This window comes from Pseudoalteromonas mucoides, assembly GCF_049257175.1.
In the GTDB taxonomy this organism is placed as follows: domain Bacteria; phylum Pseudomonadota; class Gammaproteobacteria; order Enterobacterales; family Alteromonadaceae; genus Pseudoalteromonas.
Genome location: NZ_JBMMUC010000021.1, coordinates 24,676 through 49,984, shown reverse-complemented (window position 1 = coordinate 49,984; position 25,309 = coordinate 24,676). Strand labels below are relative to the sequence as shown.

The 25,309-nt window shown below is 41.0% G+C and carries 20 protein-coding genes; 13 read left to right on the top strand and 7 right to left on the bottom strand.

The genetic code is table 11. From position 1 onward, the window contains the following. Positions 1 to 504: 504 nt before the first annotated feature. Both mutM and AAEU30_RS19310 read right to left on the bottom strand, forming a co-directional pair. A complete protein-coding gene (gene mutM, locus AAEU30_RS19315; RefSeq protein WP_421961950.1) occupies positions 505 to 1,317 on the bottom strand; it encodes a bifunctional DNA-formamidopyrimidine glycosylase/DNA-(apurinic or apyrimidinic site) lyase in 813 nt (270 codons plus the stop codon). Position 1,318: 1 nt separating this feature from the next. After that, the gene (locus AAEU30_RS19310; RefSeq protein WP_421961949.1) at positions 1,319 to 1,834 is read right to left on the bottom strand and encodes a hypothetical protein; all 516 of its coding nucleotides are present in this window, start codon (positions 1,832 to 1,834) and stop codon (positions 1,319 to 1,321) included. A gap of 165 nt (positions 1,835 to 1,999) precedes the next feature. Between AAEU30_RS19310 and AAEU30_RS19305 the strand changes: the two genes are divergently transcribed. Continuing rightward, positions 2,000 to 2,926, top strand: a complete 927-nt coding sequence (locus AAEU30_RS19305; protein ID WP_421961948.1) for a manganese-dependent inorganic pyrophosphatase — start codon at positions 2,000 to 2,002, stop codon at positions 2,924 to 2,926. 181 nt (positions 2,927 to 3,107) lie between these two features. Here AAEU30_RS19305 and AAEU30_RS19300 read toward each other — a convergent pair whose 3' ends face one another. From AAEU30_RS19300 to ftsY, 5 genes are all read right to left on the bottom strand, one after another. Then, positions 3,108 to 4,979 carry a methyl-accepting chemotaxis protein gene (locus AAEU30_RS19300; protein ID WP_421961947.1) on the bottom strand — a complete coding sequence of 624 codons (1,872 nt, stop codon included), beginning with the start codon at positions 4,977 to 4,979 and terminating at the stop codon, positions 3,108 to 3,110. Between the two features lie 406 nt (positions 4,980 to 5,385). After that, a complete protein-coding gene (gene rpoH / locus AAEU30_RS19295; protein WP_421961946.1) occupies positions 5,386 to 6,249 on the bottom strand; it encodes an RNA polymerase sigma factor RpoH in 864 nt (287 codons plus the stop codon). A gap of 224 nt (positions 6,250 to 6,473) precedes the next feature. Further along, positions 6,474 to 7,460, bottom strand: a complete 987-nt coding sequence (ftsX, locus tag AAEU30_RS19290) for a permease-like cell division protein FtsX (protein WP_421961945.1) — start codon at positions 7,458 to 7,460, stop codon at positions 6,474 to 6,476. Beyond that, positions 7,457 to 8,134: a cell division ATP-binding protein FtsE gene (ftsE, locus tag AAEU30_RS19285; RefSeq protein ID WP_421961944.1), complete on the bottom strand. Its 678-nt coding sequence runs from the start codon at positions 8,132 to 8,134 to the stop codon at positions 7,457 to 7,459. The genes ftsX and ftsE overlap by 4 nt, the downstream gene beginning before the upstream one ends. Before the next feature lie 58 nt (positions 8,135 to 8,192). Further along, the gene (gene ftsY / locus AAEU30_RS19280) at positions 8,193 to 10,574 is read right to left on the bottom strand and encodes a signal recognition particle-docking protein FtsY (RefSeq protein ID WP_498049586.1); all 2,382 of its coding nucleotides are present in this window, start codon (positions 10,572 to 10,574) and stop codon (positions 8,193 to 8,195) included. A 123-nt stretch (positions 10,575 to 10,697) separates the two neighbouring features. Here ftsY and rsmD point away from each other — a divergent pair, with 123 nt between their 5' ends. The 12 genes from rsmD (at position 10,698) to AAEU30_RS19220 (ending at position 25,273) form a co-directional block, all read left to right on the top strand. Then, positions 10,698 to 11,297 carry a 16S rRNA (guanine(966)-N(2))-methyltransferase RsmD gene (gene rsmD, locus AAEU30_RS19275; protein ID WP_421961943.1) on the top strand — a complete coding sequence of 200 codons (600 nt, stop codon included), beginning with the start codon at positions 10,698 to 10,700 and terminating at the stop codon, positions 11,295 to 11,297. 163 nt (positions 11,298 to 11,460) lie between these two features. Further along, positions 11,461 to 11,676: a 30S ribosomal protein S21 gene (gene rpsU, locus AAEU30_RS19270; protein ID WP_002957797.1), complete on the top strand. Its 216-nt coding sequence runs from the start codon at positions 11,461 to 11,463 to the stop codon at positions 11,674 to 11,676. Positions 11,677 to 11,696: 20 nt separating this feature from the next. Beyond that, positions 11,697 to 12,143 (top strand): GatB/YqeY domain-containing protein, encoded by a 447-nt coding sequence (locus tag AAEU30_RS19265; protein ID WP_421961942.1) that lies wholly within the window; start codon positions 11,697 to 11,699, stop codon positions 12,141 to 12,143. Positions 12,144 to 12,306: 163 nt separating this feature from the next. Next, complete coding sequence (dnaG, locus tag AAEU30_RS19260; protein ID WP_421961941.1) at positions 12,307 to 14,061, top strand: DNA primase; 1,755 nt, start codon at positions 12,307 to 12,309, stop codon at positions 14,059 to 14,061. 124 nt (positions 14,062 to 14,185) lie between these two features. Continuing rightward, entirely contained in the window at positions 14,186 to 16,030 is a 1,845-nt protein-coding gene (gene rpoD / locus AAEU30_RS19255) for an RNA polymerase sigma factor RpoD (RefSeq protein WP_421961940.1), read from the top strand. Positions 16,031 to 16,097: 67 nt separating this feature from the next. Continuing rightward, positions 16,098 to 16,982, top strand: coding sequence for a 50S ribosomal protein L11 methyltransferase (prmA, locus tag AAEU30_RS19250; protein WP_421961939.1), 885 nt, complete (start codon positions 16,098 to 16,100; stop codon positions 16,980 to 16,982). Between the two features lie 278 nt (positions 16,983 to 17,260). Then, a complete protein-coding gene (gene dusB / locus AAEU30_RS19245; RefSeq protein ID WP_421961989.1) occupies positions 17,261 to 18,232 on the top strand; it encodes a tRNA dihydrouridine synthase DusB in 972 nt (323 codons plus the stop codon). A 20-nt stretch (positions 18,233 to 18,252) separates the two neighbouring features. After that, positions 18,253 to 18,543, top strand: coding sequence for a DNA-binding transcriptional regulator Fis (fis, locus tag AAEU30_RS19240; protein ID WP_002957804.1), 291 nt, complete (start codon positions 18,253 to 18,255; stop codon positions 18,541 to 18,543). A 305-nt stretch (positions 18,544 to 18,848) separates the two neighbouring features. Continuing rightward, a complete protein-coding gene (gene purH / locus AAEU30_RS19235) occupies positions 18,849 to 20,435 on the top strand; it encodes a bifunctional phosphoribosylaminoimidazolecarboxamide formyltransferase/IMP cyclohydrolase (RefSeq protein WP_421961938.1) in 1,587 nt (528 codons plus the stop codon). Positions 20,436 to 20,543: 108 nt separating this feature from the next. Next, positions 20,544 to 21,362 (top strand): class I SAM-dependent methyltransferase, encoded by an 819-nt coding sequence (locus tag AAEU30_RS19230; RefSeq protein WP_421961937.1) that lies wholly within the window; start codon positions 20,544 to 20,546, stop codon positions 21,360 to 21,362. Positions 21,363 to 21,376: 14 nt separating this feature from the next. Next, positions 21,377 to 22,660, top strand: coding sequence for a phosphoribosylamine--glycine ligase (purD, locus tag AAEU30_RS19225; protein WP_421961936.1), 1,284 nt, complete (start codon positions 21,377 to 21,379; stop codon positions 22,658 to 22,660). A 99-nt stretch (positions 22,661 to 22,759) separates the two neighbouring features. Next, positions 22,760 to 25,273, top strand: coding sequence for an EAL domain-containing protein (locus AAEU30_RS19220; protein WP_421961935.1), 2,514 nt, complete (start codon positions 22,760 to 22,762; stop codon positions 25,271 to 25,273). Positions 25,274 to 25,309: the final 36 nt, after the last annotated feature.

Here is a 25,309-nt window from a genome sequence, read left to right as displayed (position 1 = left end):
ATTGACACTCGTAAAATACGCGTTAAGAGTAACTTTGGTTATATACTGATATAGCTCTGACAGAAAAAATCAGAGCTTACCAATCGGTATGTAAAAACATTATTACTATATATCCAATTTGTCAACCAATAAGCAATATTTGTAAAACAAGTAATTTTCAATTTAACTACAATTATTTGACCACGATGAATGACAATACAGCACTGAAGAACTTGAAAAGAAAACTTAACCTGCTATTTTTGAAGAAAATTTCAAAAGATAAATTGGTAAAATGGAGGTGAAAGAGTATTAAATCTAGAGTTAGGTTATTAACCAGCTCAATTGACTGAACTGGTAATAAGCATGTGGTTTAAACTAAAGTATAATAAGTTAATCGGTATTGTTCGACAGCAAGAATGTAGCTGTACAACTGAAGATGGTACATGCTGAGAATAAACTATCCATAGTAAAATATATTGGCCTCCCTTTTAATTAGTATTACGTTTTATCGACAGTATATTTTTGCTATGAACGTTGGCATTGGCTGCAAAATACCGTACTGCGTTGTCCTAACCGGATTTCTGTTAACTCTTTATGACACACAAAACAAGGCTCACCTTTACGCCCGTACACAAGTAACTGCTGCGCAAAGTAGCCTGGCTTGCCATCACTTTGGGCAAAATCTTTTAATGTGGTGCCACCTTGAGTGATTGCTGACGCTAAAGTTTCTTTAATAATAGGCACTAATTTTTGATAACGCGCTAAAGATACTTTACCTGCTTCACGTTTTGGGTGAATGCCCGCTTTAAATAAAGATTCATTGGCGTAAATATTTCCCACACCAACCACCACAGCATTATCCATTATAAATTGCTTAACCGCCGTTTTTTTGTTGCGTGATTGTTCATACACACGTTTCGCGGTAAATTCATCGGTTAGTGGCTCAGGGCCAAGTTTGCTCAATAATGTATGGCATTCATTTGGCGCTTGCCATAAGCAACATCCAAATCGTCTTGGGTCGTTTAATCTGAGTGCTTTGCCATTTTCAAAAATAAACTCAATATGATCATGCTTTTTCAGCGGCTCTATTTTATCTACAACCCGTAAATTACCCGACATCCCTAAGTGTAAAATCACGCTACCAAGCTCACAGGTAAGTAATAAATACTTAGCCCTACGCTCAACAGCAATAACCGGAAGGTTGGCTATTTGGTACACTTCATCTGGTACTGGCCAGCGCATATTCGGGTTGTGAATATTCACCTTAACCACGGTTTGTTGCAAAATATGGGGTGTTATTCCCATTCGGCTCACTTCTACTTCAGGTAACTCAGGCATACTAGTTAGACTCACTCGGTAAAAATTCAAAATTAACAAATAACTGTTGGGCTTTATTTGCATCAATCAAAAATACCCGTTGCGTACTTTTATCTAACAAATAATAACCTTGTGGTGCGCTGTACAACTGATAAAGCCAAGGTAATTGCTCACCTGCCAACCAAAGCGTTGCAACTGTTATTGGCTGGGTCAATTTTGCTGGCGATACATCGCTCACACTTAACTCAGCGCTTTGCCAATCATTTATAAGTTTAACGATGTTTTCTTGATTTGCAGACCAATCGTTGCTGGTTGGATTTTCGATAAGAGGTAGACTGCGCCACGCCGTACCTATTCGCTCAATTTTTTGTTCAGGAAAGCTCAACGCCAGAATAAAACTTTGCACGGGCAAAACGGTTTGTATGCTGGGCTGCTCAGGCACACTGTTAAGCTTTTTATGAAGGCCATTAAAAAAGAAGATCATCAGTAACATAGAGAAGATTAGAACATTGTTCCATGCTTTACGGCTAAGCTGCATCTTATACTCTTTTAAACAGATTCAAGTAGTTAAAGTGTAACTAAAAAAGCCAATTAATGGCACTGGTAAATTTGTTATTGGCTATTACAAAAATTCACCTATGTGAAATGTGCCAAAGCACAATTACTTTGCTAGAATATCTGCAAATTTTAAGGAGCTCCGTCAATGTCAATGTATGTAGTGGGTCACAAAATCCCAGATTCTGATTCTATTTGTGGTGCAATTGCACTTGCTTATTTAAAAAACCAAATCGATGAGCCAGCAATACCAACTCGTCTTGGTGATGTTTCGCCAGAAACACAATTTATTCTTGACCGCTTTGGCTTTGAAGCACCTGAGCTTAAATTAAGCTACGCCGGTGAAGATGTTTACATAGTTGACCATACAGAAAAAACACAAGCACCTGATGATATTGACCAAGCCCGTGTTGTTGGTGTGGTTGATCATCACAAATTAGGTGACTTAACATCGTCCACTCCGCTTGAATGTTGGATCCGCCCCGTTGGCTGCTCAAACACCATCATCAAGATGATGTATGACTTCTACAATGTTGAAATTCCAAAAGACATTGCAGGCATCATGATGTGTGCAATTTTAAGCGACACTGTTATCTTTAAATCACCAACCTGTACGACCGCTGATATCAAGTGTGTTGAAGCACTGGCTGAAATTGCAGGTGTTGAAGACTTTAAAGAGTTAGGTATGGACATGTTCCGTGTTAAATCTGCGGTTGAAGACACCCCTGCTCGCGATTTAGTAATGCGTGACTTTAAAGACTTTAACATGAACGGTAAGTTAGTGGGTATTGGTCAATTAGAAGTTATCGACCTTGCTGTTTTTGATGATATTAAAGCAGACCTTGAAGCTGACATTGCGCTTCTTAAAGAAGAAGGCGGCCGTCACTCAGTATTTTTACTACTGACTGACATCATGAAAGAAGGCTCACAAATGCTAATTGCATCTGACGATGCAACACTTGTTGAAACTGCTTATGGCGAAATTCCTAAAGACGGTAAAGTATGGCTTGATGGCGTTTTAAGCCGTAAAAAGCAAGTGGTACCACCACTGCAAGATGCTTTTGCGAAGCTTTAAGAACTAGCAACTAGAATGATATGACTCTGTGCGGTTATAGAGTCATATCACGCCCCACTCTGTCGCCAGACTATTTCTTCTACCATAATTAATCACTTAAAACTTAGTGAGGGCTATTTAATCACCCCCACATACTAAAGGTTTTCTAACTTGATACTTACCCTTAAACAAACATGCTGTTTTACAGAATAAAAGTGGCGACTTTTTCATTCAGGTTAGCGGCACGATCTTTAAGTATTTTAGCTTGGCTTAAATGATCCGTTGCTGATGACGTGATTTCATCCGTCACATCTTTTATCGCGACTGTATTTCTAGTTATTTCATTAGTTACCTGAGTTTGCTCTTCTGCTGCAACGGCAATTTGCCCTGCCATATCAGAAATCTCATTCACTGCTTGAGTTATTTCTTCAAGTGCCTTTGCCGCTGCATTAACATCATCAACACTATTGCTTGCTAACCCCTTGCTACTACCCATTAAGCTTACCGCTTGTTTTGTGGTATTTTGCAAAGTTTCAATTGTTGTATAAATCTCAGCCGTTGAATTTTGAGTGCGATGTGATAGTACCCGCACTTCATCTGCGACAACAGCAAAGCCACGCCCTTGCTCTCCAGCACGTGCCGCTTCTATAGCTGCATTCAATGCGAGTAAATTAGTTTGTTCAGCAATTTCCTGAATCGTAGTTAGAATACTTGAGATTGCTTGTGCATGCTGACTTAGTTCACCAATAACCACTGTGGTTTCATCTATTTCAGATGCTAATGAGTTAATTGTCGTTCTGGTTTTATCAACCAAGCTTTTACCCTCAATACTGCTTTGCGCTGACTGTTGTGACGCTGCAGCGGTATTTTCAGCATTTGCTGCTATTTCATGTGTGGCACTGGACATTTCGGTAACAGCTGTAGCGACCATAGTGACTTCTTGCTGCTGACGCTCTAACTCATTAACGCTCGAGTGATTTGTTAACAAGCTTTTTTCTGCATCTAAATCCAAATCAATGGCTAGCTGACGAATATGGCTAATTAATTGATGCTGGCTACTGACAAATGAATTAAAACTGTCCGCCAATACTCTGACTTCATCTTGGCTGTCAACACGGATACGTTGAGTTAAGTCTCCATTTCCCTCTGCAATACGTGATAATGCTTGCGATACACGGCTTAGAGGACCTAATAATAACGTTAGTAACCAAGATATAGATAATACACTAACTATTAATGCGATAGTCGCGAGCCCTAATTGAGTGACCATTAAGCGCACCAGCGGTGCTTCTAATGTTTGTTTATCAAGAACAAAAATAAGTTGCCAATCAGTATTAGAAATTTTTTCACTCCATAATAGCTTTTCGCTATTTTCAGTTTCAAAATATACTGGCGTTAATTGACCCGCTTGGTTACTCGATTCAATTAGCCTATTGTTTAACTTACTCTCAATATTGGTTATCTTTCCCATCAGTTTACTCGCATCTTTATAAGCAATGACGGTTCCATCATCATGTATCATGATGGCATGACCATTAGCTGGTAAAGACATATTGCTAACACTATCGACAATACTAGCAATTGATACGTCACCACCAACGACCCCATTGCGAGCTGGCTGAGCAATACTCACAACAAGTAAATTAAAAGCTACATCTAAATAAGGCTTAGTAATAATACCTTGTCGAGCTTGTTGTGCTTGTTGATACCAAGGCCGAGTCCTCGGATCGTAGCCGGTACGATCTATACGCGGATCTGAATCCACCATTACCCCGTCACGATCACCATAATAAGTTAACTGAAAATCGCCTGATGCTTGTGCTTGTTGTAAAGCATTAAGCGTATCACCGTCAACTTTGTTGGCTAGCGAAGCGATAACTCGTTGACGATCTGCCAACCATGCTTCGATACGCTCTGCTTGCTGTTTACCTGTTTGCCTTACACTATCAACGCTACTTTGTAGCAACAACGCTTTTTGTGTGAAATAGCTATACCATGATAAAAGTCCAACAACAATTACAAGGGCAAGAACAACGGATAATAATATTTTTTTCTTTAGTGAATATGAGTTCATATTGAGTGCTAATACTGATTTTAATTAAATAGAAACGGAGATAAATACAGCTTAGGGTTAGCTTAATTTAGAGTATGAATTGAGAGGTAATCTCAACCTTGTTTTATTTTCGCATACAAGCTAAAAAAAACAAATTAAAATCAAAATATTAGGATCGATTTTAAAACAAGTAATATGGATAAAATGTAAAACTTGAATTAAAAACCTACCGACTGTAAATAAATAACTTTGTATAAAAACGGTATGTATATTTTTATTTAAAATACTGTTTTGCTCACCTTCTGTAAAAGGGCTTGATGGGGTTTTTCTCGTGCTTATGACTTACCACTTAAAGCTAAAGCCCCCCTAAACGCAAAAAGCCCCGCATTTTCATGCGGGGCTTTCAAATTCTATACAATATTAAGCGTTAGCTCATTGCTGCTTGTAGCTTTTTCATCGCTGTTTTTTCAAGCTGACGAACACGCTCTGCAGACACGCTGTACTTTGCAGCTAGCTCTTGCAAAGTTGCCTTGTCATCAGATAACCAACGAGCGCTTACAATATCTTGTGAACGTTCGTCTAGTGTTTTTAATGCGCTAAACAAACGCGTGTGAGATTGCTCTTGCCACTGCTGTTGTTCAACTTCTTCAGCTAGATCGTTACTACCGTCAGTTAAGTACTGTACTGGTGAGTAAGTGCTGCTTGGTGCGTCGTCATTATCGTCGCCCGTTAAGTCAAAGCCCATGTCTTGGCCGCTCATGCGCGATTCCATTTCACGTACTTCTTTTTCACTTACACCTAGCTCGCTTGCTACAGTTGCAACCTCAGCTTGGTTAAACCAACCTAGGCGCTTTTTGTTTTTACGTAAGTTAAAAAACAACTTACGCTGTGCTTTAGTGGTCGCAACTTTAACGATACGCCAGTTCTTAAGCACGAATTCGTGAATTTCTGCTTTTATCCAGTGCACTGCAAATGAAACCAAACGTACGCCCACTGATGGATCAAAACGTTTTACTGCTTTCATCAGACCGATGTTACCCTCTTGGATCAAATCAGCTTGTGGTAGGCCGTAACCTGAATAACCTTTAGCGATATGCGCCACGAAGCGTAAATGAGACATGATGAGTTGCTTTGCAGCATTAAGATCGCCGTCTTCCTGTAAGCGGGTCGCTAACTCTTTTTCTTGCTCAGCCTCTAGCATAGGTATTGTACTTACCGTTTGTAGGTAACCATCAATACTTGCGCTTTGCTGTCCAACTGTGAGTGCCATTGCGTATATATCTTTACTCATTTTTCACCTCGGTGATAAACATTTGAAACCATCTTAGCACTCTTTAACCGAGAGTGCTAACTTCAATTTAAATCTTTTTTTCGATTGAAGCAAGTGGTTTTTTTGATGTTTTTCATTGTACTTTAAACGTCTGAATATGCGATGAATTCTAGCTTTATGACGAGTTGATAAAAACAATGGAGGTTATTATTACCAACTCGCTAATTGATGATACACACCAATTGTTACACTTTATCGGGTTCGATTTCTTTAATATAACGATTAACGGATAGGTAGGAACCAACAAACCCTAAAGTGGTTGCTAGTAACACTAAAGAGCCAAATTCAACTAAGCTTAAACCTATTAGATCAAAGCTTGTTTGATACACCCCTGCCACTTCAGTGACAGCCGAGCCTAACCACCACATCATTAATGCAACACAGATAAACGCAAACAAACCACCGATAATACCATACCAAATACCCGTCCATAAAAATGGCGCGTGTATAAAGGTGTTGGTCGCCCCTACAAGCTTCATCACTTGTATTTCTTCTTTTTTATCCATGATAGATAAACGAATGGTATTGCCGATAATTAAAGTAACGGAAGTAAGCAATAATAAAGCAATGGTGATTACACTTTCTTTAAGTAAGCTCAGTAACGCATTTAAACGCTCAAGCCATGCAATATCTAATTTGCCAAAGTCTACTTCACGTTCTTTTTCAAGCTTAATAAGTAACGCTTGGGCTGCTTGTGGTTGACGGTGGCGCGAGGTCGGTGTCACTATCACTACATCTGGCAGTGGATTTTCATCTAAATACTCAAGAGCCTGTCCAAAACCTGACACTTCTTTAAATTCAACTAATGCATTTTGTTTCGAGATAAAGGTAACGTTATCAACCTCAGGGTATAATGCGAGTCGCTTAACTAACGTTTGTGTTTCTTGTTCGTTCATTGACTCTTTAACGAATAACGAAATCTCAGCAGCTTCTTCAAAGCCGCTACTGACTTGCTGTACATTTTTAACCACTAAATAAAGCGTAGCTGGTAGTGTTAAACTTAAGCCCAAAACGGCAATGGTCATCATTGACGCCATCGGCGTGCGCCACATTTCACCTAAGCTGTGAACTCCCTGACGAAAGATATTTAATACAAAAAAGTAGCCAGCAGCTATGAAAGATTTTTTTGCGCGCTCATTTTGGCTTTGTCGTCCTTTAAATAACAAGCTCATAGTGTTGCCTCTGCCAATGGGTCTTGACTCATGCGGCCATCTTTTAAAGTAAGACTGCGATAACGCATGCGTGAAATAAGCCCTAAATCATGGGTAGCAATGAGTACTGTTGTCCCGTGTTTATTAAAGTCTTCAAATAAACGCAGTATATCCATTGATAATTCAGGGTCTAAGTTACCAGTAGGCTCATCGGCAAGTAATAACGGCGGCGAGTTCACAATGGCGCGGGCAATGCCTACACGTTGCTGTTCACCACCTGACAGAGTCGATGGATGGCATTTTACTTTATCTAGCAAGCCAACTTTATCCAGCGCGCCGTGCACTCGCTTTTCGATTTGTTTATGATGCGTGCCCTCAATAACCAGCGGCAAAGCAACGTTATCAAAAATGGTATGACGTTCTAATAGGCGGTGATTTTGAAAAATAATGCCAATATCACGACGAACATAAGGGATCTGTCTTGACTTAACAGCGCTTAAGTCAACGCCATTGATCAAAACTTGCCCTGCGGATGGGCGTTCCATTAAGCTAATTAATTTAAGTAAGGTACTTTTACCTGCACCACTGTGGCCGGTTAGAAAAGCCAGTTCACCAGGCTTTACATGAAAGCTCACTTTTTCCAATGCTCGGTGACCACCTGGGTATGTTTTACTTACTTGCTGAAAATTTATCATTCTTATCCCTCAGCTAAAAAGAGCCTAAACCAGTTTGGTTTAAGCTCCTTTTTAAAATTTATGCTTCGTCCTCGTCTTGGCTAAACAGCGCATCGATAAAGTCGTTACTATTGAATGCTCTTAAATCATCAATGCTTTCACCCACACCAATATAACGGATTGGAATATTAAACTTATCAGCGACGGCGAAGATCACACCGCCCTTAGCAGTACCATCTAGCTTAGAAAGTGTAATACCTGTTAAGCCAACACACTGATTAAATAGGTTTACTTGGCTAATAGCATTTTGACCAGTACCTGCATCGATAGTTAACATAACTTCGTGAGGGGCATCTGGATCTATTTTTTTCATTACACGGGCTATTTTTTCAAGCTCCTGCATTAAATTATCTTTATTTTGCAAGCGCCCTGCTGTATCAGCGATTAACACATCAACATTACGTGCCTTGGCCGCTTGAAAAGCGTCAAATACCACAGATGCACTATCCGCACCGGTATGCTGCGCAATCACGGGGATTTCATTACGCTCACCCCATACTTGCAGCTGCTCAACTGCCGCAGCACGGAAAGTATCACCTGCTGCGAGCATCACTGATTTACCTTCGCTTTGAAATTGCTTAGCAAGCTTACCGATTGTGGTAGTTTTACCCACGCCATTAACGCCTACCATTAAAATAACAAATGGCTTTTTGTCACTCGGGATTTCTAATGGTTGCTCTGCTGTTTTAAGCATTGTCGCCATTTCTTGCTTCATCAGCTCGTAAAGTGCATCACCGTCTTTTAGCTGCTTTCGATCTGCTGCATCCGTTAAACTGTCGATTAACTTCATAGTCGTATCGACACCTAAATCAGCGGTTAGCAATTGTGTCTCTAATTCTTCAAACAGCTCATCGTCAATCTTTTTACCACTAAAAATTGACGCAAAACCAGATCCTATATTTAGCTTTGTTTTGAGTAAGCCTTTTTTAAGGCGAGAGAAAAAGCCTTCTTTCTTAGGTTTTTCAGCTTTTTTGGCTTCATCGTTGGCAAGCTCTGCAGTTAAGCGCTCTTGTTCTAGGCGTTCTGCCTCAGCCTCTGCTGCAATACGTTCTTGTTCTACACGCTCAGCCTCTGCTTGCTCTGCTGCTATGCGTTCTTGTTCTACACGCTCTGCCTCAGCTTGCTCTGCTGCTATGCGTTCTTGTTCTAGGCGCTCTGTCTCAGCTTCTGCTGCTATGCGCTCTTGCTCTACACGCTCAGCCTCAGCTCTCTCTGCTGCAATACGTTCTTGTTCTACACGTTCTGCCTCAGCTTGCTCTGCTGCAATACGTTGTTGTTCTACACGTTCTGCCTCAGCTTGCTCTGCTGCTATGCGTTCTTGCTCTACACGCTCAGCCTCAGCTTGCTCTGCTGCTATGCGTTTTTGTTCTAGGCGCTCTGTCTCAGCCTCTGCTGCAATGCGCTCTTGCTCTACACGCTCAGCCTCTGCTTTTTCTGCGGCAATACGTTGTTGCTCTAATTCTGCATCACGCTGAGCTTGCTCTGCAGCTTTGCGTTCAAGTTCCAAACGCATTGCTTCTTCTTGCTGTGCTAAACGATCTGCTTGCTCACGACGAAGCTGTTCAGCCTGCTCTGCTGCAAGTAGCTGTTCATGCGCTTTTTCTGCCGCAATGCGCTCTTGCTCTAAACGTTCTGCATCGCGTTTTTCTTGTGCAATGCGTTGTTGCTCTAACTCTGCGTCATATTGCGCTTGCTCTGCAGCTTTGCGTTCAAGTTCCAAACGCATTACTTCTTCTTGCTGTGCTAAACGATCTTCTTGCTCACGACGAAGCTGTTCAGCCTGCTCTGTTGCGAGTAGCTGTTCATGCGCTTTTTCAGCGGCAATACGCTCTTGCTCTACACGTTCAGCTTCTGCTTTTTCTGCAGCAATGCGATATTGCTCTATACGTTCAGCTTCGGCTTGCTCTGCAGCACTACGCTCTTGCTCTACACGTTCAGCTTCTGCTTTTTCTGCAGCAATGCGCTCTTGCTCTACACGTTCAGCTTCTGCTTTTTCTGCAGCAATGCGCTCTTGCTCTACACGTTCAGCTTCTGCTTTTTCTGCAGCAATACGCTCTTGCTCTACACGTTCTGCTTCTGCTTGCTCTGCAGCAATACGCTCTTGTTCTATGCGTTCAGCTTCTGCTCTTTCTGCAGCAATACGCTCTTGCTCTATACGTTCAGCTTCTGCTTGCTCTGCAGCAATACGCTCTTGCTCTATACGTTCTGCTTCTGCTTGCTCTGCTAATTGCTTTTGGTTATCAGCCTCTGCTGCCTGCTCTGTTTGTTGTTTATTTTCTGATTTGCCAAAACCTAGCCAAGACAGGAATTTACTTTTTTTTGCCATAGTTGCTAATAACCACTTATAAAAATCTGATAAACTAATGCAAATAGTTTTATCTGAAACCGCTTTTAAAGCCATTGATAAAACTATTGTCCAAGATGCTTATGGTAACACTTTTAGCGCAGTTGAAAAATGACGCGCTACGATATCAGTACAATATTATCTGAGCAGCGTAACAGATACCATTTTTTAGTGAGTTAAATGAGAAAAAAATCACCACAAAAACAGCCAAATAACAAATCAAATGATGGCTTTATTCGAATCATCAGCGGGCAGTTTCGCAATCGTAAGTTACCTGTTAAAGATGTACAAGGATTGCGTCCAACGACCGATCGTATAAAAGAAACTGTTTTTAACTGGTTAATGCAAGATACTCGAGATGCTAAAGTACTCGATTGCTTTGCGGGTTCAGGCGGGCTGGGCTTTGAAACACTCTCTCGGTTTGCTCACAGCGCCACATTTTTAGAAATGGACAATTCAGCCTGTGCGCAATTAAAAACAAACGCGCAAACGCTTAAGTTGAATAATGCAGACATTCATTGCACCGATAGTTTGCGTTATTTAGGTCAAAACACCAACGAACAACAATTTGATTTAGTGTTTGTTGACCCGCCTTTTCGCCAAAACTTAGCTAAACCATGCTGTGATTTACTGATAGAAAATAACTGGTTAAGTGAAAATGCTTTGATTTATGTCGAAGTTGAAAGTGAACTTAACAATTTAGCTCTTCCTAGCAATTGGCTGTTATTAAAAGAAAAAGTCGCGGGACAAGTGCTTTGCCGCCTGTATCAATCTCAGTAAAATTAGCAACATAGCGATATTTTTCGTTTACTATTGGAACAGACAATATTTATCCTTTACATGTGGTGTGGCTTCGGATTACAATACCGCACCATTTTTGAACCACTTGATCATTGTTTGATCAACTTGAGCAACGCTCATTATTTAGGTAGGTGAATTTTTAATGCCAGTAATTAAAGTAAGAGAGAACGAACCGTTTGACGTAGCACTTCGTCGCTTCAAGCGTTCATGTGAAAAAGCAGGTATCCTTTCAGAAGTTCGTCGTCGCGAGCACTATGAAAAGCCAACAGCTGAGCGTAAGCGTAAAAAAGCTGCAGCGGTTAAGCGTCACATGAAGAAGCTTTCTCGCGATAACGCACGTCGCGTTAAATTATACTAATAGTATTAGGTCTTGTATAAATGAGCCTTTTAATAACGCTAAAAGATGCGCAAAAAGATGCGATGCGAGCGAAAGACAAAACACGTCTTAACCCTATTCGTATGGTACTTGCTGCAATCAAGCAGCGTGAGATTGACGAGCAAATAACACTTGATGATGACGGTATTACCGCGGTCTTAGTGAAGCTTGTTAAACAACGCCGCGATTCTTACACTCAGTATAAAGATGCTGGGCGTGATGATTTAGCTGAAGTTGAAGCCAGTGAAATTAAAGCACTTGAAGAGTTTTTACCTCAACAATTGAGTGAAGACGAAATCATTGCTCTCATTGATGCGGCTATTGCTGATACTAATGCAGCAGGTATGCAAGACATGGGTAAAGTAATGGGTATAATCAAAAGCAAAGCTGAAGGTCGCGCCGATTTAGGTAAGATCTCCGGTTTAATTAAGCAACGATTAACTGCCTAATACGCCCACATACATAAAGTATGATTGAAGCAAACCGAGCCATGTGCTCGGTTTCTTCGTTTTTAGCTTTAATAAAAATAGCATTTGTGTTCAAATCTAAATTTGCAGAACTAAAGCTAGTTCTTACTCCTTTTTCTCTTTATTTCAGGACTACACTTTACTAATGGCCGGAAAGATCCCACGAAATTTTATTGACGATTTACTCGCCAGAACAGATATTGTCGAGCTCATTGACTCTAAAGTTGGTCTTAAAAAAGCCGGTAAAGACTACCAAGCGTGTTGCCCATTTCATAACGAAAAGTCTCCGTCGTTTACTGTTTCACAAGATAAACAGTTTTATCATTGCTTTGGCTGTGGCGCTAACGGCAACGCCATCTCCTTTGTTATGGAGTACGATAAACTTGAGTTTGTTGATGCAATTGAAGAACTTGCCAGCTTATTAAACCTCGACGTACCACGCGAACAAGGTAACACCAGCTCAGGTCCACAAAGAACCGCTGAACAAAAACGTTCTGATTACGATTTAATGTTGCACGCCGCCCGCTTTTATCAGCATCAATTAAAACACCATGCAAATTCTGCTGATGTGATTGAGTATGTAAAAGGCCGTGGCTTAAGTGGCGAAACCGTTAAAAAGTTTATGATTGGCTATGCACCAAGCGAATGGGAAGGCTTATGCCAACAGCTAGGCCGTAACAAAGAACAAAAAGAGCAACTAGTAGAGCTAAAACTTGCTTCAGAGAAAACCCCTGGTAGGCAGTTTGATTTTTTCCGCGACCGCTTAATGTTTCCCATCCGCGATAAACGAGGTCGTGTAATCGCGTTTGGTGGTCGTGTTATGCAAGCTGACCAAGGCCCTAAATATTTAAACTCCCCTGAAACTCGTATTTTTCATAAAGGTTTTGAGCTTTATGGACTTTACGAGGCAAAGCAAGCACATAAAAAGCTCGATCATATCCTTATAGTTGAAGGCTATATGGACGTGGTCGCGCTCAGTGAGCAAGATATAGAGTACGCGGTAGCGGCTCTAGGCACTGCGACAACAGCTGAGCACATGCACACTTTATTTAGAACCACAGACAAAGTAATATGTTGTTATGATGGTGACCGCGCAGGTCGTGATGCCGCTTGGCGTGCGCTAGAAAATGCGCTGCCTTATTTGACTGATGGTAAAGCACTGCAATTTGTATTTTTACCTGATGGCGAAGACCCTGATTCACTCGTGCAACAAGAAGGTAAAGATGCGTTTGAACAACGTTTAGCCCAAGCCGATGATTTCACTCAAGTGTTGTTTAACAAACTAAGTCAAGAAATTGATTTAACAACAGATGCTGGTAAAGCAAAGTTACTGAGTGCGGTACTCCCTCTGGTAGAAAAAATCCCTAGTGAGTTTTATCAAGAAAACTTACTAGAGCAACTTGGTCGCCTTATCGGGCGTACAAAAGAGCAGCTAAATAGCCGTTTAAAAACACCGAAACAACAGCATTCTATTGAGCGTAAGTTTAAAATAACGCCGATGCGTCGCGCAATTGGTTTATTAGTTCAGCACCCAAATTTAGCAAACGCAGTACCTTATTTACCCGACCTCGCGCAAATGAATATCGCGGGTATCGCTCTGTTGATTAAATTACAGCACTACGCATTACAAAAAGGCACAACTACTACTGCCCAACTACTTGAGGCGTTTAGAGAAAGCCCTGAATATGAAGCACTTATAAAACTTGCAACGTGGCGTCATGAAATAAATGACGACCGGTTAGAGGATGAATTTAAAAATACTTTTAAGTTTATTGAAGATCAGTGTTTAAATTATCGACTCGAGACCCTATTAATAAAGGACAAGACCCAAGGGTTAAATAGCGACGAAAGACTTGAGTGTCATTTATTAACTCAAGCGCTAAAAGGCACTAACGGCTAGTCAAAATTGATAAATGCTGTTATACTGTGCTATTCACTGCGTCGAATTATACTTAGCTTGGCTTTATATGTAAGCAAGCTGGCGCCTGTTGTATCAACTTATCAGAGTGGAAGAAACAATCTCTATGGATCCAACTCCTCAGTCACAATTAAAACTTCTGATTCAAAAAGGTAAAGAGCAAGGTTATTTAACTTTTGCAGAAGTTAATGATCACCTTCCACAAGATATTATCGATTCAGATCAAGTAGAAGATATCATTAGTATGATCAATGATATGGGTATCAAGGTTAGCGAAAACGCACCTGATGCCGATGAATTGATGATGCAAGAAACCACGACAGATGAAGACGCAGCAGAAGCCGCAGCCGCTGCGCTTGCTACTGTAGATAAAGAAATCGGCCGTACAACGGACCCGGTTCGTATGTATATGCGTGAAATGGGTACGGTTGAACTACTGACCCGTGAAGGCGAAATTGTTATCGCTAAGCGTATTGAAGAAGGCATCAACCAAGTACAGATCTCGGTTGCTGAATATCCTGAAGCAATTACTTACCTTCTTGAACAATGGGATAAATTTGAAGCGGAAGAAATGCGCTTAAGCGACATTATCTCTGGTTTCTTTGATCCTAACGAAGATGAAGCTCAAATTTCTGCAACGCACATTGGCTCTGAATTAAGTGAAAAAGAACTTGATGAAGAAGATGAAGACGATGCTGATAGCGACGATGATGATGACGAAGAAGAAGTAGATACAGGCCCAGATCCTGAAGAGGCTCGTGTACACTTTGAAAACCTTCGTGATCTTTATAACAAAGCGCGCGACACTTTTGATAAAAAAGGTCGTTCACACCCAGATTCTCAAGCCGCTATTTTTGAGATCGGTGAGTTATTCAGAACATTTAAATTAGTACCAAAACAGTTTGATCGCATGGTTAATAACATGCGTGAGATGATGGACAGAGTACGTGTACAAGAACGTCTGATCATGAAACAAGCGGTACAATTTGCAAAATTACCAAAGAAAACCTTTGTTAAACACTTTGCAAATAACGAAACAGATGCATCGTGGCTCGATTTAGAAATCGCAGCTAACGAAAAACATTCAGCTAAACTTGAAGAAGTTAAGCCAGAAATCATTCGTTGCATCAATAAACTATCAGTCATTGAAGAAAGCACTGGTTTAAGCATTGAGCGTATTAAAGACATCAACCGTCGTATGAGTATCGGTGAGGCAAAAGCCCGTCGTGCGAAAAAAGAAATGGTTGAAGCAAACTTACGTCTTGTTATCTCAATTGCGAAAAAATACACCAACCGTGGTTTACAGTTCTTGGACTTAATCCAAGAAGGTAACATTGGTCTAATGAAAGCAGTTGATAAGTTTGAATACCGCCGTGGTTATAAGTTTTCAACTTATGCTACGTGGTGGATCCGCCAAGCAATCACTCGCTCTATCGCCGACCAAGCACGAACAATCCGTATTCCTGTGCATATGATTGAAACGATCAATAAATTGAATCGTATTTCACGTCAAATGCTACAAGAAATGGGTCGTGAGCCAAACCCTGAAGAATTAGCAGAACGCATGATGATGCCTGAGGACAAAATCCGTAAGGTACTTAAGATTGCAAAAGAGCCTATTTCGATGGAAACGCCAATCGGTGATGATGAAGATTCGCACTTAGGTGACTTTATCGAAGATACAACCATTGATTCGCCTATCGATTCAGCAACAATGGAATCTCTTCGTGGTGCTACCAACGATGTACTTGCAGGCCTAACAGCCCGTGAAGCTAAAGTATTACGTATGCGTTTTGGTATCGATATGAATACCGACCATACTTTAGAAGAAGTAGGTAAGCAGTTTGACGTAACACGTGAGCGTATTCGTCAAATCGAAGCGAAGGCACTGCGTAAACTACGCCACCCTTCTCGCTCTGACTTACTTAAGAGCTTCTTAGACGCTAAATAATTAGCAGCTAACAAACATAATCAAAAGGCCGCTGTAGCGGCCTTTTTTCTATTTCAAGGAAAATATCATGGCTTGGATCCAAATCCGTATTAATGCGAATGCCGCAACGGCTGATGCTGTAAGTGACTTATTAATGGAAGCAGGCAGCGCATCTGTTACCTTCATTGATGCTAAAGACACACCTATCTATGAGCCTAAAATTGGCACTGTCGAGTTTTGGGCTGATACCACTGTTATTGGTCTGTTCGAGGCTAATCACGATATGAACGCGGTCATTGAACTTTTAAAGCGCCATGACGAAATAAGAGACTCGTTAGTTTATAAAGTAGAGCAACTAGAAGATAAAGATTGGGAACGTGAATGGATGGATAACTTCCACCCAATTCAATTTGGCAAAAAACTATGGATTTGCCCAAGCTGGCGCGATATTCCAGACCCTGATGCAGTAAATGTATTACTCGACCCAGGCCTTGCTTTTGGCACCGGTACTCATGCAACTACTGCACTGTGTTTAAAATGGCTTGAAAGCCAAGACTTAACAGGTAAAACTGTAGTCGACTTTGGTTGTGGCTCAGGCATTTTAGGCATTGCAGCTATCAAATTAGGTGCCGAGCGTATGATAGGTATCGATATCGATCCACAAGCACTTGAGGCAAGTTTAGATAATGCACAGCGTAACGGTGTAGCCGACAAACTGGAAGTTTACCTACCAGAAAATCAGCCTGAATTTACAGCTGATATAGTAGTAGCAAACATTTTAGCCGCACCACTTCGTGAATTACACAGCGTGATTTTAGGCTTGTTAAAACCAGGCGGTAAAATTGCTATGTCAGGTATTTTACAAGAGCAAGCACAGTCAGTGGCTGATGTTTATGCGCCGTTTATTGCCCTTGATGAAATTGCTGTTGAAGGTGAATGGACACGAGTCAGCGGTAAAAAACACGCTAACTAATCGTCTTCCCTTTGTTTAAGCATTAACTCTAAATACGTTTGTAAAGCCTGTAGTTAACAGGCTTTACCTATTATTCACACATTAATTCACCGTGCTAATTATTACCACTAAATTTGTTTTGTATAAATATCAAACAAATCAACCCGCCCGTCAAACTGTTATCAAAAGTCAATACGAAAAAGGCAAAAAAAAGTCACTTTTGTTCAATTTATAGCCTTTGATTTTTGGTGAAAACACCGTAAACTTAGCGCCCCTTGAAAAGAGGCCTATTGAATACAGTGCGTATCGGTTCATACCAACTTGAGAACAATGTAATTGTCGCGCCAATGGCAGGCATTACAGACAGACCATTTAGACAGCTTTGCCGACGCTTAGGTGCGGGGCTTGCCGTGTCTGAAATGCTATCGTCAAATCCCAAAGTATGGAAAACCGAAAAATCGATGAACCGTATGGATCACAGCGGTGAATCAGGAATACGCGCGGTGCAGATCGCAGGAGCTGATCCTGAGCTTATGGCTCAGGCCGCACAATTCAATGTCAGTAATGGTGCACAAATCATAGATATAAATATGGGGTGCCCAGCTAAGAAAGTGAACAAGAAACTCGCAGGCTCAGCGTTATTGCAGTTTCCTGAGTTAGTCGAAGAGATTATTGATGCAGTTGTAAATGCTGTTGATGTACCTGTGACACTAAAAATCCGCACAGGATGGGATCAGGAAAACCGCAATGGTGTAGAGATTGCGAGCATAGCTGAACGTTATGGTATTGCTTCATTAGCCGTACATGGGCGTACTCGCGCATGTATGTATAAAGGTGAAGCAGAATACGCCACGATTAGGGATATTAAACGTTCAGTGTCGATACCTGTGGTTGCTAATGGTGATATTACCTCACCAGAAAAAGCAAAACAGGTTTTAGACTATACGGGTGCAGATGCCATTATGATTGGTCGAGCCGCCCAAGGTCGCCCTTGGATATTTAGGGAGATAGACCACTATTTGCGAACTGGAAAACACTTACCAACACCTGAAATTCCAGAAGTGCGTGGTATTTTGATGGAACACTTAGTGAACCTTCATGCGTTTTACGGGGAACCAATGGGAGCGCGAATAGCTCGCAAACATGTATCTTGGTATTTGCAAACCCATGACAGTGACGGTCAGTTTAGGCGAGTATTTAATGCTCTCGATAATCCACAGGCACAAATCGAGACATTAGAGCAATACTTTAAAACACTAGCAGCTAACTAAGAAAGAAAGAGATATAAACAATGTTCGAACAAAACGTGACTTCTCCATTTATCACTAACCCTCATGTTCAGTCGCACGAGAAACCGCAGCCATTACGCGATGCAGTGAAAAAAGCTGTTCATCACTACTTAAAACAGCTTAACGGTCAAGATGTGCAAGACGTTTACGACCTTGTTCTTTCTGAGCTAGAAGCACCATTACTTGAAGAAGTAATGACTTACACACGTGGTAACCAAACACGTGCAGCAATCTTACTAGGTATCAACCGTGGTACTTTACGTAAGAAGCTTAAGAAATACGGCATGAACTAATACCAGCTATATTGAAACCGTAATCATTCTAACGAGTTAAATAAGCCCCTAACTGCGTTAAAAATTTTTTATGTAGAATAACTACACAGCAAAATTTTTGCCTTGTTATTGACTTATTTCTCTGTCGTTATAATTGCTTACTAATCCAATACAGCTGGTATAAAGTATTTTGAGTAAAAAGCACCTTCGGGTGCTTTTTTTATATCTTTAAAAATCCTCACCCTTTAAATATCGTTTTTTAAGCGATATTCAGTTAAAATAGCGCCTTTCTAAGCTAGCTCAAACACTGAGGTAATCAAACTACAATGGATACACATCGTCCAATTCGTCGCGCACTACTAAGTGTGTCAGATAAAACCGGTATCGTTGAATTTGCTCGTTCACTTGAATCACAAGGTGTCGAACTTTTATCAACTGGCGGTACTTGTAAATTACTTGCTGATAACGGCATTAAAGTCACTGAAGTATCTGACCACACAGGTCACCCAGAGATCATGGATGGTCGCGTAAAAACTCTTCATCCAAAAATTCATGGCGGCATCTTAGCGCGTCGTGGACAAGATGAAGATGTAATGAGCGAGAATAACATCTCAGCTATCGATATTGTTGTAGTTAACTTATACCCCTTTGCGAATACAGTCGCTCAAGAGAACTGCAGCCTTGAAGATGCGATTGAAAACATCGATATCGGTGGTCCAACTATGGTGCGCGCTGCGGCTAAGAACCACAAAGACGTGACTATCGTAGTAAATGCAAAAGATTACGATCGCGTGATCAGCGAAATGCAAAGCAATAATGGCTCAACAACGTACAAAACCCGTTTTGATCTTGCCATTGCTGCTTACGAGCACACCGCACAGTACGATGGCATGATTGCTAACTACTTCGGTAAAATGGTTGCTGACTACACTGATGAAGCGGCTGAGGAAACTAAATTCCCACGTACAATCAATATGCAGTTCACTAAAAAGCAAGATATGCGCTACGGTGAAAACTCACACCAAGATGCCGCTTTCTATGTTGAGAACGACGTACAAGAAGCCTCTGTTGCAACTGCAACTCAGTTACAAGGTAAAGCTTTATCGTTTAACAACATTGCTGATACTGACGCTGCTCTTGAATGTGTTAAAGAGTTTGATGTGCCAGCCTGTGTTATCGTGAAACATGCAAACCCGTGTGGTGTATCTATTGGTGAAAACATTCTTGAAGCCTACGACCGCGCATTTAAAACAGACCCTACATCTGCATTTGGTGGCATCATTGCATTTAACCAAGAGCTTGATGCTGATACCGCTGAAGCTATTGTTGCACGTCAATTTGTTGAAGTAATCATTGCACCTAAAGTATCTGAAGCTGCAGCGAAAATCATTTCAGCTAAGCAGAATGTTCGCTTACTTGAATGTGGTCAATGGACAGGTAAAGCAACCGGTCATGACATCAAACGTGTTAACGGCGGTGTATTAATTCAAGACCGTGATTTAGGTATGGTTACACAAGGCGACTTAAAAGTTGTTTCTAAGCGTAAGCCTACTGAGCAAGAACTTAAAGATTTATTATTCTGCTGGAAAGTCGCTAAGTTTGTTAAATCAAACGCTATTGTGTATGCCCGTGACGGCATGACAATCGGTGTAGGTGCAGGCCAAATGAGCCGCGTTTACTCAGCTAAAATTGCCGGTATTAAAGCTGCTGATGAAAACCTTGAAGTAAAAGGTTCAGTCATGGCATCTGATGCATTCTTCCCATTCCGTGATGGTATTGATGCTGCAGCTGATGCTGGCATTACTGCTGTAATACAACCTGGTGGCTCTATGCGCGATGAAGAAGTTATCGCAGCAGCTGATGAAGCAGGCATGGCAATGGTGTTTACTGGCATGCGTCACTTCCGCCACTAATCACGCAAAGAGCTAACTGCATCAGTTAGCTCTTTTTGTTTGCATCAAATTCACGTATTCTGCTTATTCTATAACCTCTCGTAAAATTATAATGTGAAGGAACAGACGATGAAATTTGCACTAAAAACGTTACTGGTTGCCACTTTGGCTGTTAGCTCAACTATCGCCGTTGCCCATAACCATGGCCATGACTCAGCACTAAAGCACACAGTAAAAGCAAGCGAACGTAATGCTGAACGCGACCAATACCGTCACCCAGTCCAAACACTGGAATTTTTTGGCTTTAAACCAAGTATGACAGTGGTTGAAATTGCCCCAGGCGGTGGTTGGTACAGTGAAATTTTAGCACCAGCATTGAAAGATCACGGCACCTATTACGCTGCGCACTTCCCTGCTGATTCATCGGTTGGTTACTATCAACGTTCATTAGCTGGCTTTAAAAAGAAGGTTGCTGAGGATGAGCGTTTTAGCAAAGTGAAAATCACTGAATTCGCTCCTTCATCACATTTAGATATTGCACCAGCTGGCAGTGCGGATATGGTTTTGACCTTTCGTAATGTTCATAACTGGTATATGAGTAAAGATAAAGAAGCGGCAGCTAACGCTTTTAAATCATTTTACACTGCACTTAAACCAGGCGGCACCTTAGGTGTAGTTGAACACCGTTTGCCAGAAGAGCGCGCTGATGAAATGCAAAAATCATCTGGTTATATGAAGCAAAGTGTTGTGATTGAACTTGCTAAAAAAGCAGGTTTTGAACTTGAAGCAAGCAGTGACATAAATGCAAATTCACTTGATACAGCCGATCACCCTAAAGGGGTATGGACACTACCACCTAGCCTAAGACTTGGCGAGCAAGACGCAGCTAAGTATAAAGCCATTGGTGAAAGTGACCGCATGACGCTGAAATTTAAAAAACCGCTTTAAATAGGATATTCGCCATGAATGTATTAGTCATTGGCAGCGGCGGCCGCGAACACGCACTTGCGTTTAAGGCTGCTCAAAATACTAAAGTTACTACCGTTTTTGTTGCTCCAGGTAATGCAGGTACTGCACTTGAGCCAAAACTTGAAAACGTTGCGATTAATGTTGAAGACTTAGATGGTCTACTTAATTTTGCAAAGCAAAACAATGTTGGTCTTACTATCGTAGGTCCTGAAGTACCACTGGTACTAGGTGTGGTAGATAAGTTCCGTGAACACGGCTTAGCTATTTTTGGCCCAACCGCCGGCGCCGCACAGTTAGAAGGCTCTAAATCGTTTACTAAAGACTTTTTAGCACGCCATAATATTCCAACTGCGGATTATCAAACGTTTGAGCAAATCGACCCTGCCCTTGCCTATTTAAAAGAAAAAGGCGCACCGATTGTCATCAAAGCTGACGGTCTAGCTGCAGGTAAAGGCGTTATTGTTGCTATGGACGAACGCGAAGCTGAAGCTGCTATCCGCGATATGCTAGCTGGAAACGCCTTTGGTGAAGCAGGCAGCCGCGTAGTCATTGAAGAGTTTTTAGAAGGCGAGGAAGCGTCATTCATCGTGATGGTTGATGGCGAAAACGTACTCCCGTTTGCTACTAGCCAAGACCATAAACGTGCTTACAATGGCGATAAAGGTCCTAACACAGGCGGCATGGGCGCATACTCACCAGCACCTGTTGTAACTGACGAAATCCACCAGCGTATTATGAACGAAGTTATCTACCCAACAGTAGAGGGTATGGCACGTGAAGGCCACCCGTACACTGGTTTCTTATATGCTGGTTTAATGATTGATACCGATGGCACACCTAAAGTTATCGAGTATAACTGCCGCTTTGGTGACCCAGAAACGCAACCTATGATGCTACGCCTGCAATCAGACTTAGTTGAGCTGATTGAAGCTGCTAACCGCGTTGAACTTGATAAAACAAGCATTGAGTTTGATTCACGCGCAGCTGTCGGTGTGGTATTAGCTGCTAAAGGCTACCCTGATAGCTACCCGAAAGGCGATGCAATCAATGGCCTTAAAGTTAGCTACGCTGAAGGTGAAAAAGTGTTTCACGCAGGTACTAAGCAAGATGGCGATAATGTAGTCACTGCTGGCGGTCGTGTATTATGTGCCACGGCTCTTGGTAATACAGTGACGCAAGCACAGCAACGTGCATATGAACTTGTAGACGAAATCAGCTGGGACGGTATGGAATATCGTACTGATATAGCTTATCGCGCTATCGCTCGTGAAAAATAATTAATTGGTATAACCAGTTAAGATTTAATAAAAAGCGCAGTTTATCTGCGCTTTTTAATGCTACACTCATTTCTAGGAACTGAAAAAGAACGTTAAAAATTGAAAAATAATTACTTACGCTATCATTTTATTGCCGTATTAATATTACTTGTGTTGTTTTATGTAATAGCAACGCTTGCAGGCCATTTAGCGACCCCTACAAAATACACTATTGACAAAACCACTCCTATTTACCTATCCCATAGTTACTTTATTGATGAAACAAAAAAACTACCAATCCATCAAATTATCGATAATCTAGATGATTTCACTGTGGGGTCATTTGCAGATATAAACTGGAACTTTACACCCCGTAATTATTGGTTGTTAGTAGAACTGGAGAATCGAAGCCAACAAAATGAAAAAATTGTCGCTCATTTTGATAACCCTATGGTCGATCATTTAACGATTTATCACTTGGATAAAAGCAATCATATTATAACGACTACGCAACTTGGCGACTTAACCCCAGAGCTCACTCGTTTTGAGTACAGTGTACCGCATATTCGCTTAACAGTTACCCCGCAAAGTAAACAGAAACTATTAATAAAAATTGATACAACCGGAATTAGTAAAACGCCGATCAATCTTTATGGTGAAACTGAGTTTCAAGATTTAACCCGTTCACAAACAGCCATTTGGGGAATTTTTGTTGGCGTGCTGATCATGGCGGCACTGTATAACTTAGTGCTCTTTTTTGGCATAAAGGATCGCGTTTACTTAATTTATATCGGTTATATTATTAGCGCGATTATTCTAATGGGCTGCGTACTCGGCTTTGGTTTTTACTTATGGCCTGTTAGTTGGCAACTGTTTTTTCAAAAGTACATTATTTTTAGTAACTATGCGATTGCAATATTCACCCTTGCATTTTGTACTATGTTTTTACGCTACCATAAAGAGCAATGCTGGCGTTATAAACTCAGCGTTTACTTTATGGGGCTCATGTTTGTTTTAGGCTTAAGCTGTTTTATCACTCCTGAAAACATCGCTGCGCCGATATTTTTTACTATTTTAGCACTGCTTTATGTAATTTGTATCATCATGATTTATAACAAACTGCGCAGTGGATTTCGTTGGGCAAAGTTTTATGTTATTTCATGGATACCCTTAATTATAGGTGCAGCTATACAGCCACTTGAGTTAACGGGAGTATTGCCGTATAGCTTTGCAATTCGCCATACTTTTTTAGCTGCTATATTGTGCGAAGTGGTGCTCATGGCCATGGCCTTGGCTGATAGAGTTCGCTATCAAAGAGAGCGAGCGCTTTATCATGCCACTCACACCCAGCAAACCAAACTTCTTAATAGCGCAATGTTAAAGCAAGCTTATATGGCACTTGAGCAGCAACATAGACAAAATACTCTCTGCCTAATTAAAATTCGTTATTTCAACTCATTAAATACTATTTTAACACCGACAAAAAGCAATGAATTAATCATCAAGGTAGCAAAATCATTAGAGCTGCAGCTAGTTGGTGAACGTCAGTTTTACTTTTTAGATTCAACCTTAGATAGCAACTCTAAACTTGCCGATTTAGGCACGGGGGTATTTGCCTGTATTTCAACTAAAGCACAAACCGCTGCAGAGTTATCTTTAAGTTTAACAAAGATCATTAAAGGCTTACCAAAAAACTACCAAATACAAGGCTTAAACTTACAGCTAGAGTACAGTGTGGGGATCAGTTTTCCCGATACAGCCAATAACTTTGAAGCGAGCCTACAACGTGGTTATGTGGCATTAAAACAAGCAAAGACCACAATGAGTCGCATTAGTAACTCACAACAACAACCTAACCAAGCCATGGACATTGAGCTCGCAGCTAAACTACAAGAAGCAATAAGAGCCAATGAACTGGCATTATATCACCAACCGCAAATTAACCTCGCCAACAACCAAGTAGTAGGCAGTGAGTCTTTGTTACGTTGGCCAATAGGTAAGTATCAGCACATAAATATAGAGCAGCTTATTCAATTAGCCGAACGCACAGGACTTATTAACGAGCTCACCTTATGGGTAATAGACAAAGCTTGCCAAGACATTGCCCAGCTCAATAAGCAAGGTTACAATGGGCACTGCGTCAGCGTTAACTTAAGTGCTAAAAATATAACCATAGCGCAGTTAGCTGAAAAAATTGAAAACACCTTATTAAAATATAATGCACCTGCAAAGCAACTCAAATTAGAGCTCACTGAAACCGCACTAATTGGCGATCAACAACAAATGCAGGCGCTCATAAAGCAATTAGACAAAGTTGGCGTTACGGTAGTACTTGACGACTTTGGAACTGGTTATGCTTCTTTGACCTATTTACTGCATTACACCTTTACTAATTTAAAAATTGATAAGTCATTTGTAATTGATATGGAAGCAAACCCCAGCAATAAGGTGGTCGTAAAAACGGCCATTGATATGGCCCATAACCTAGGCTTAAGTGTCACCGCTGAAGGGGTTGAAGATGAACAAACTCACCATTTGTTAAAATCAATGGGCGCAGACTTTAGCCAAGGTTATTACTATTCAAAAGCGCTACCATTTGATAGTTACCTAGACTGGTTAAGTAAAAATAAATAAGCCAATTGCAGTTAAAGTGCCACAACTTTACAGATT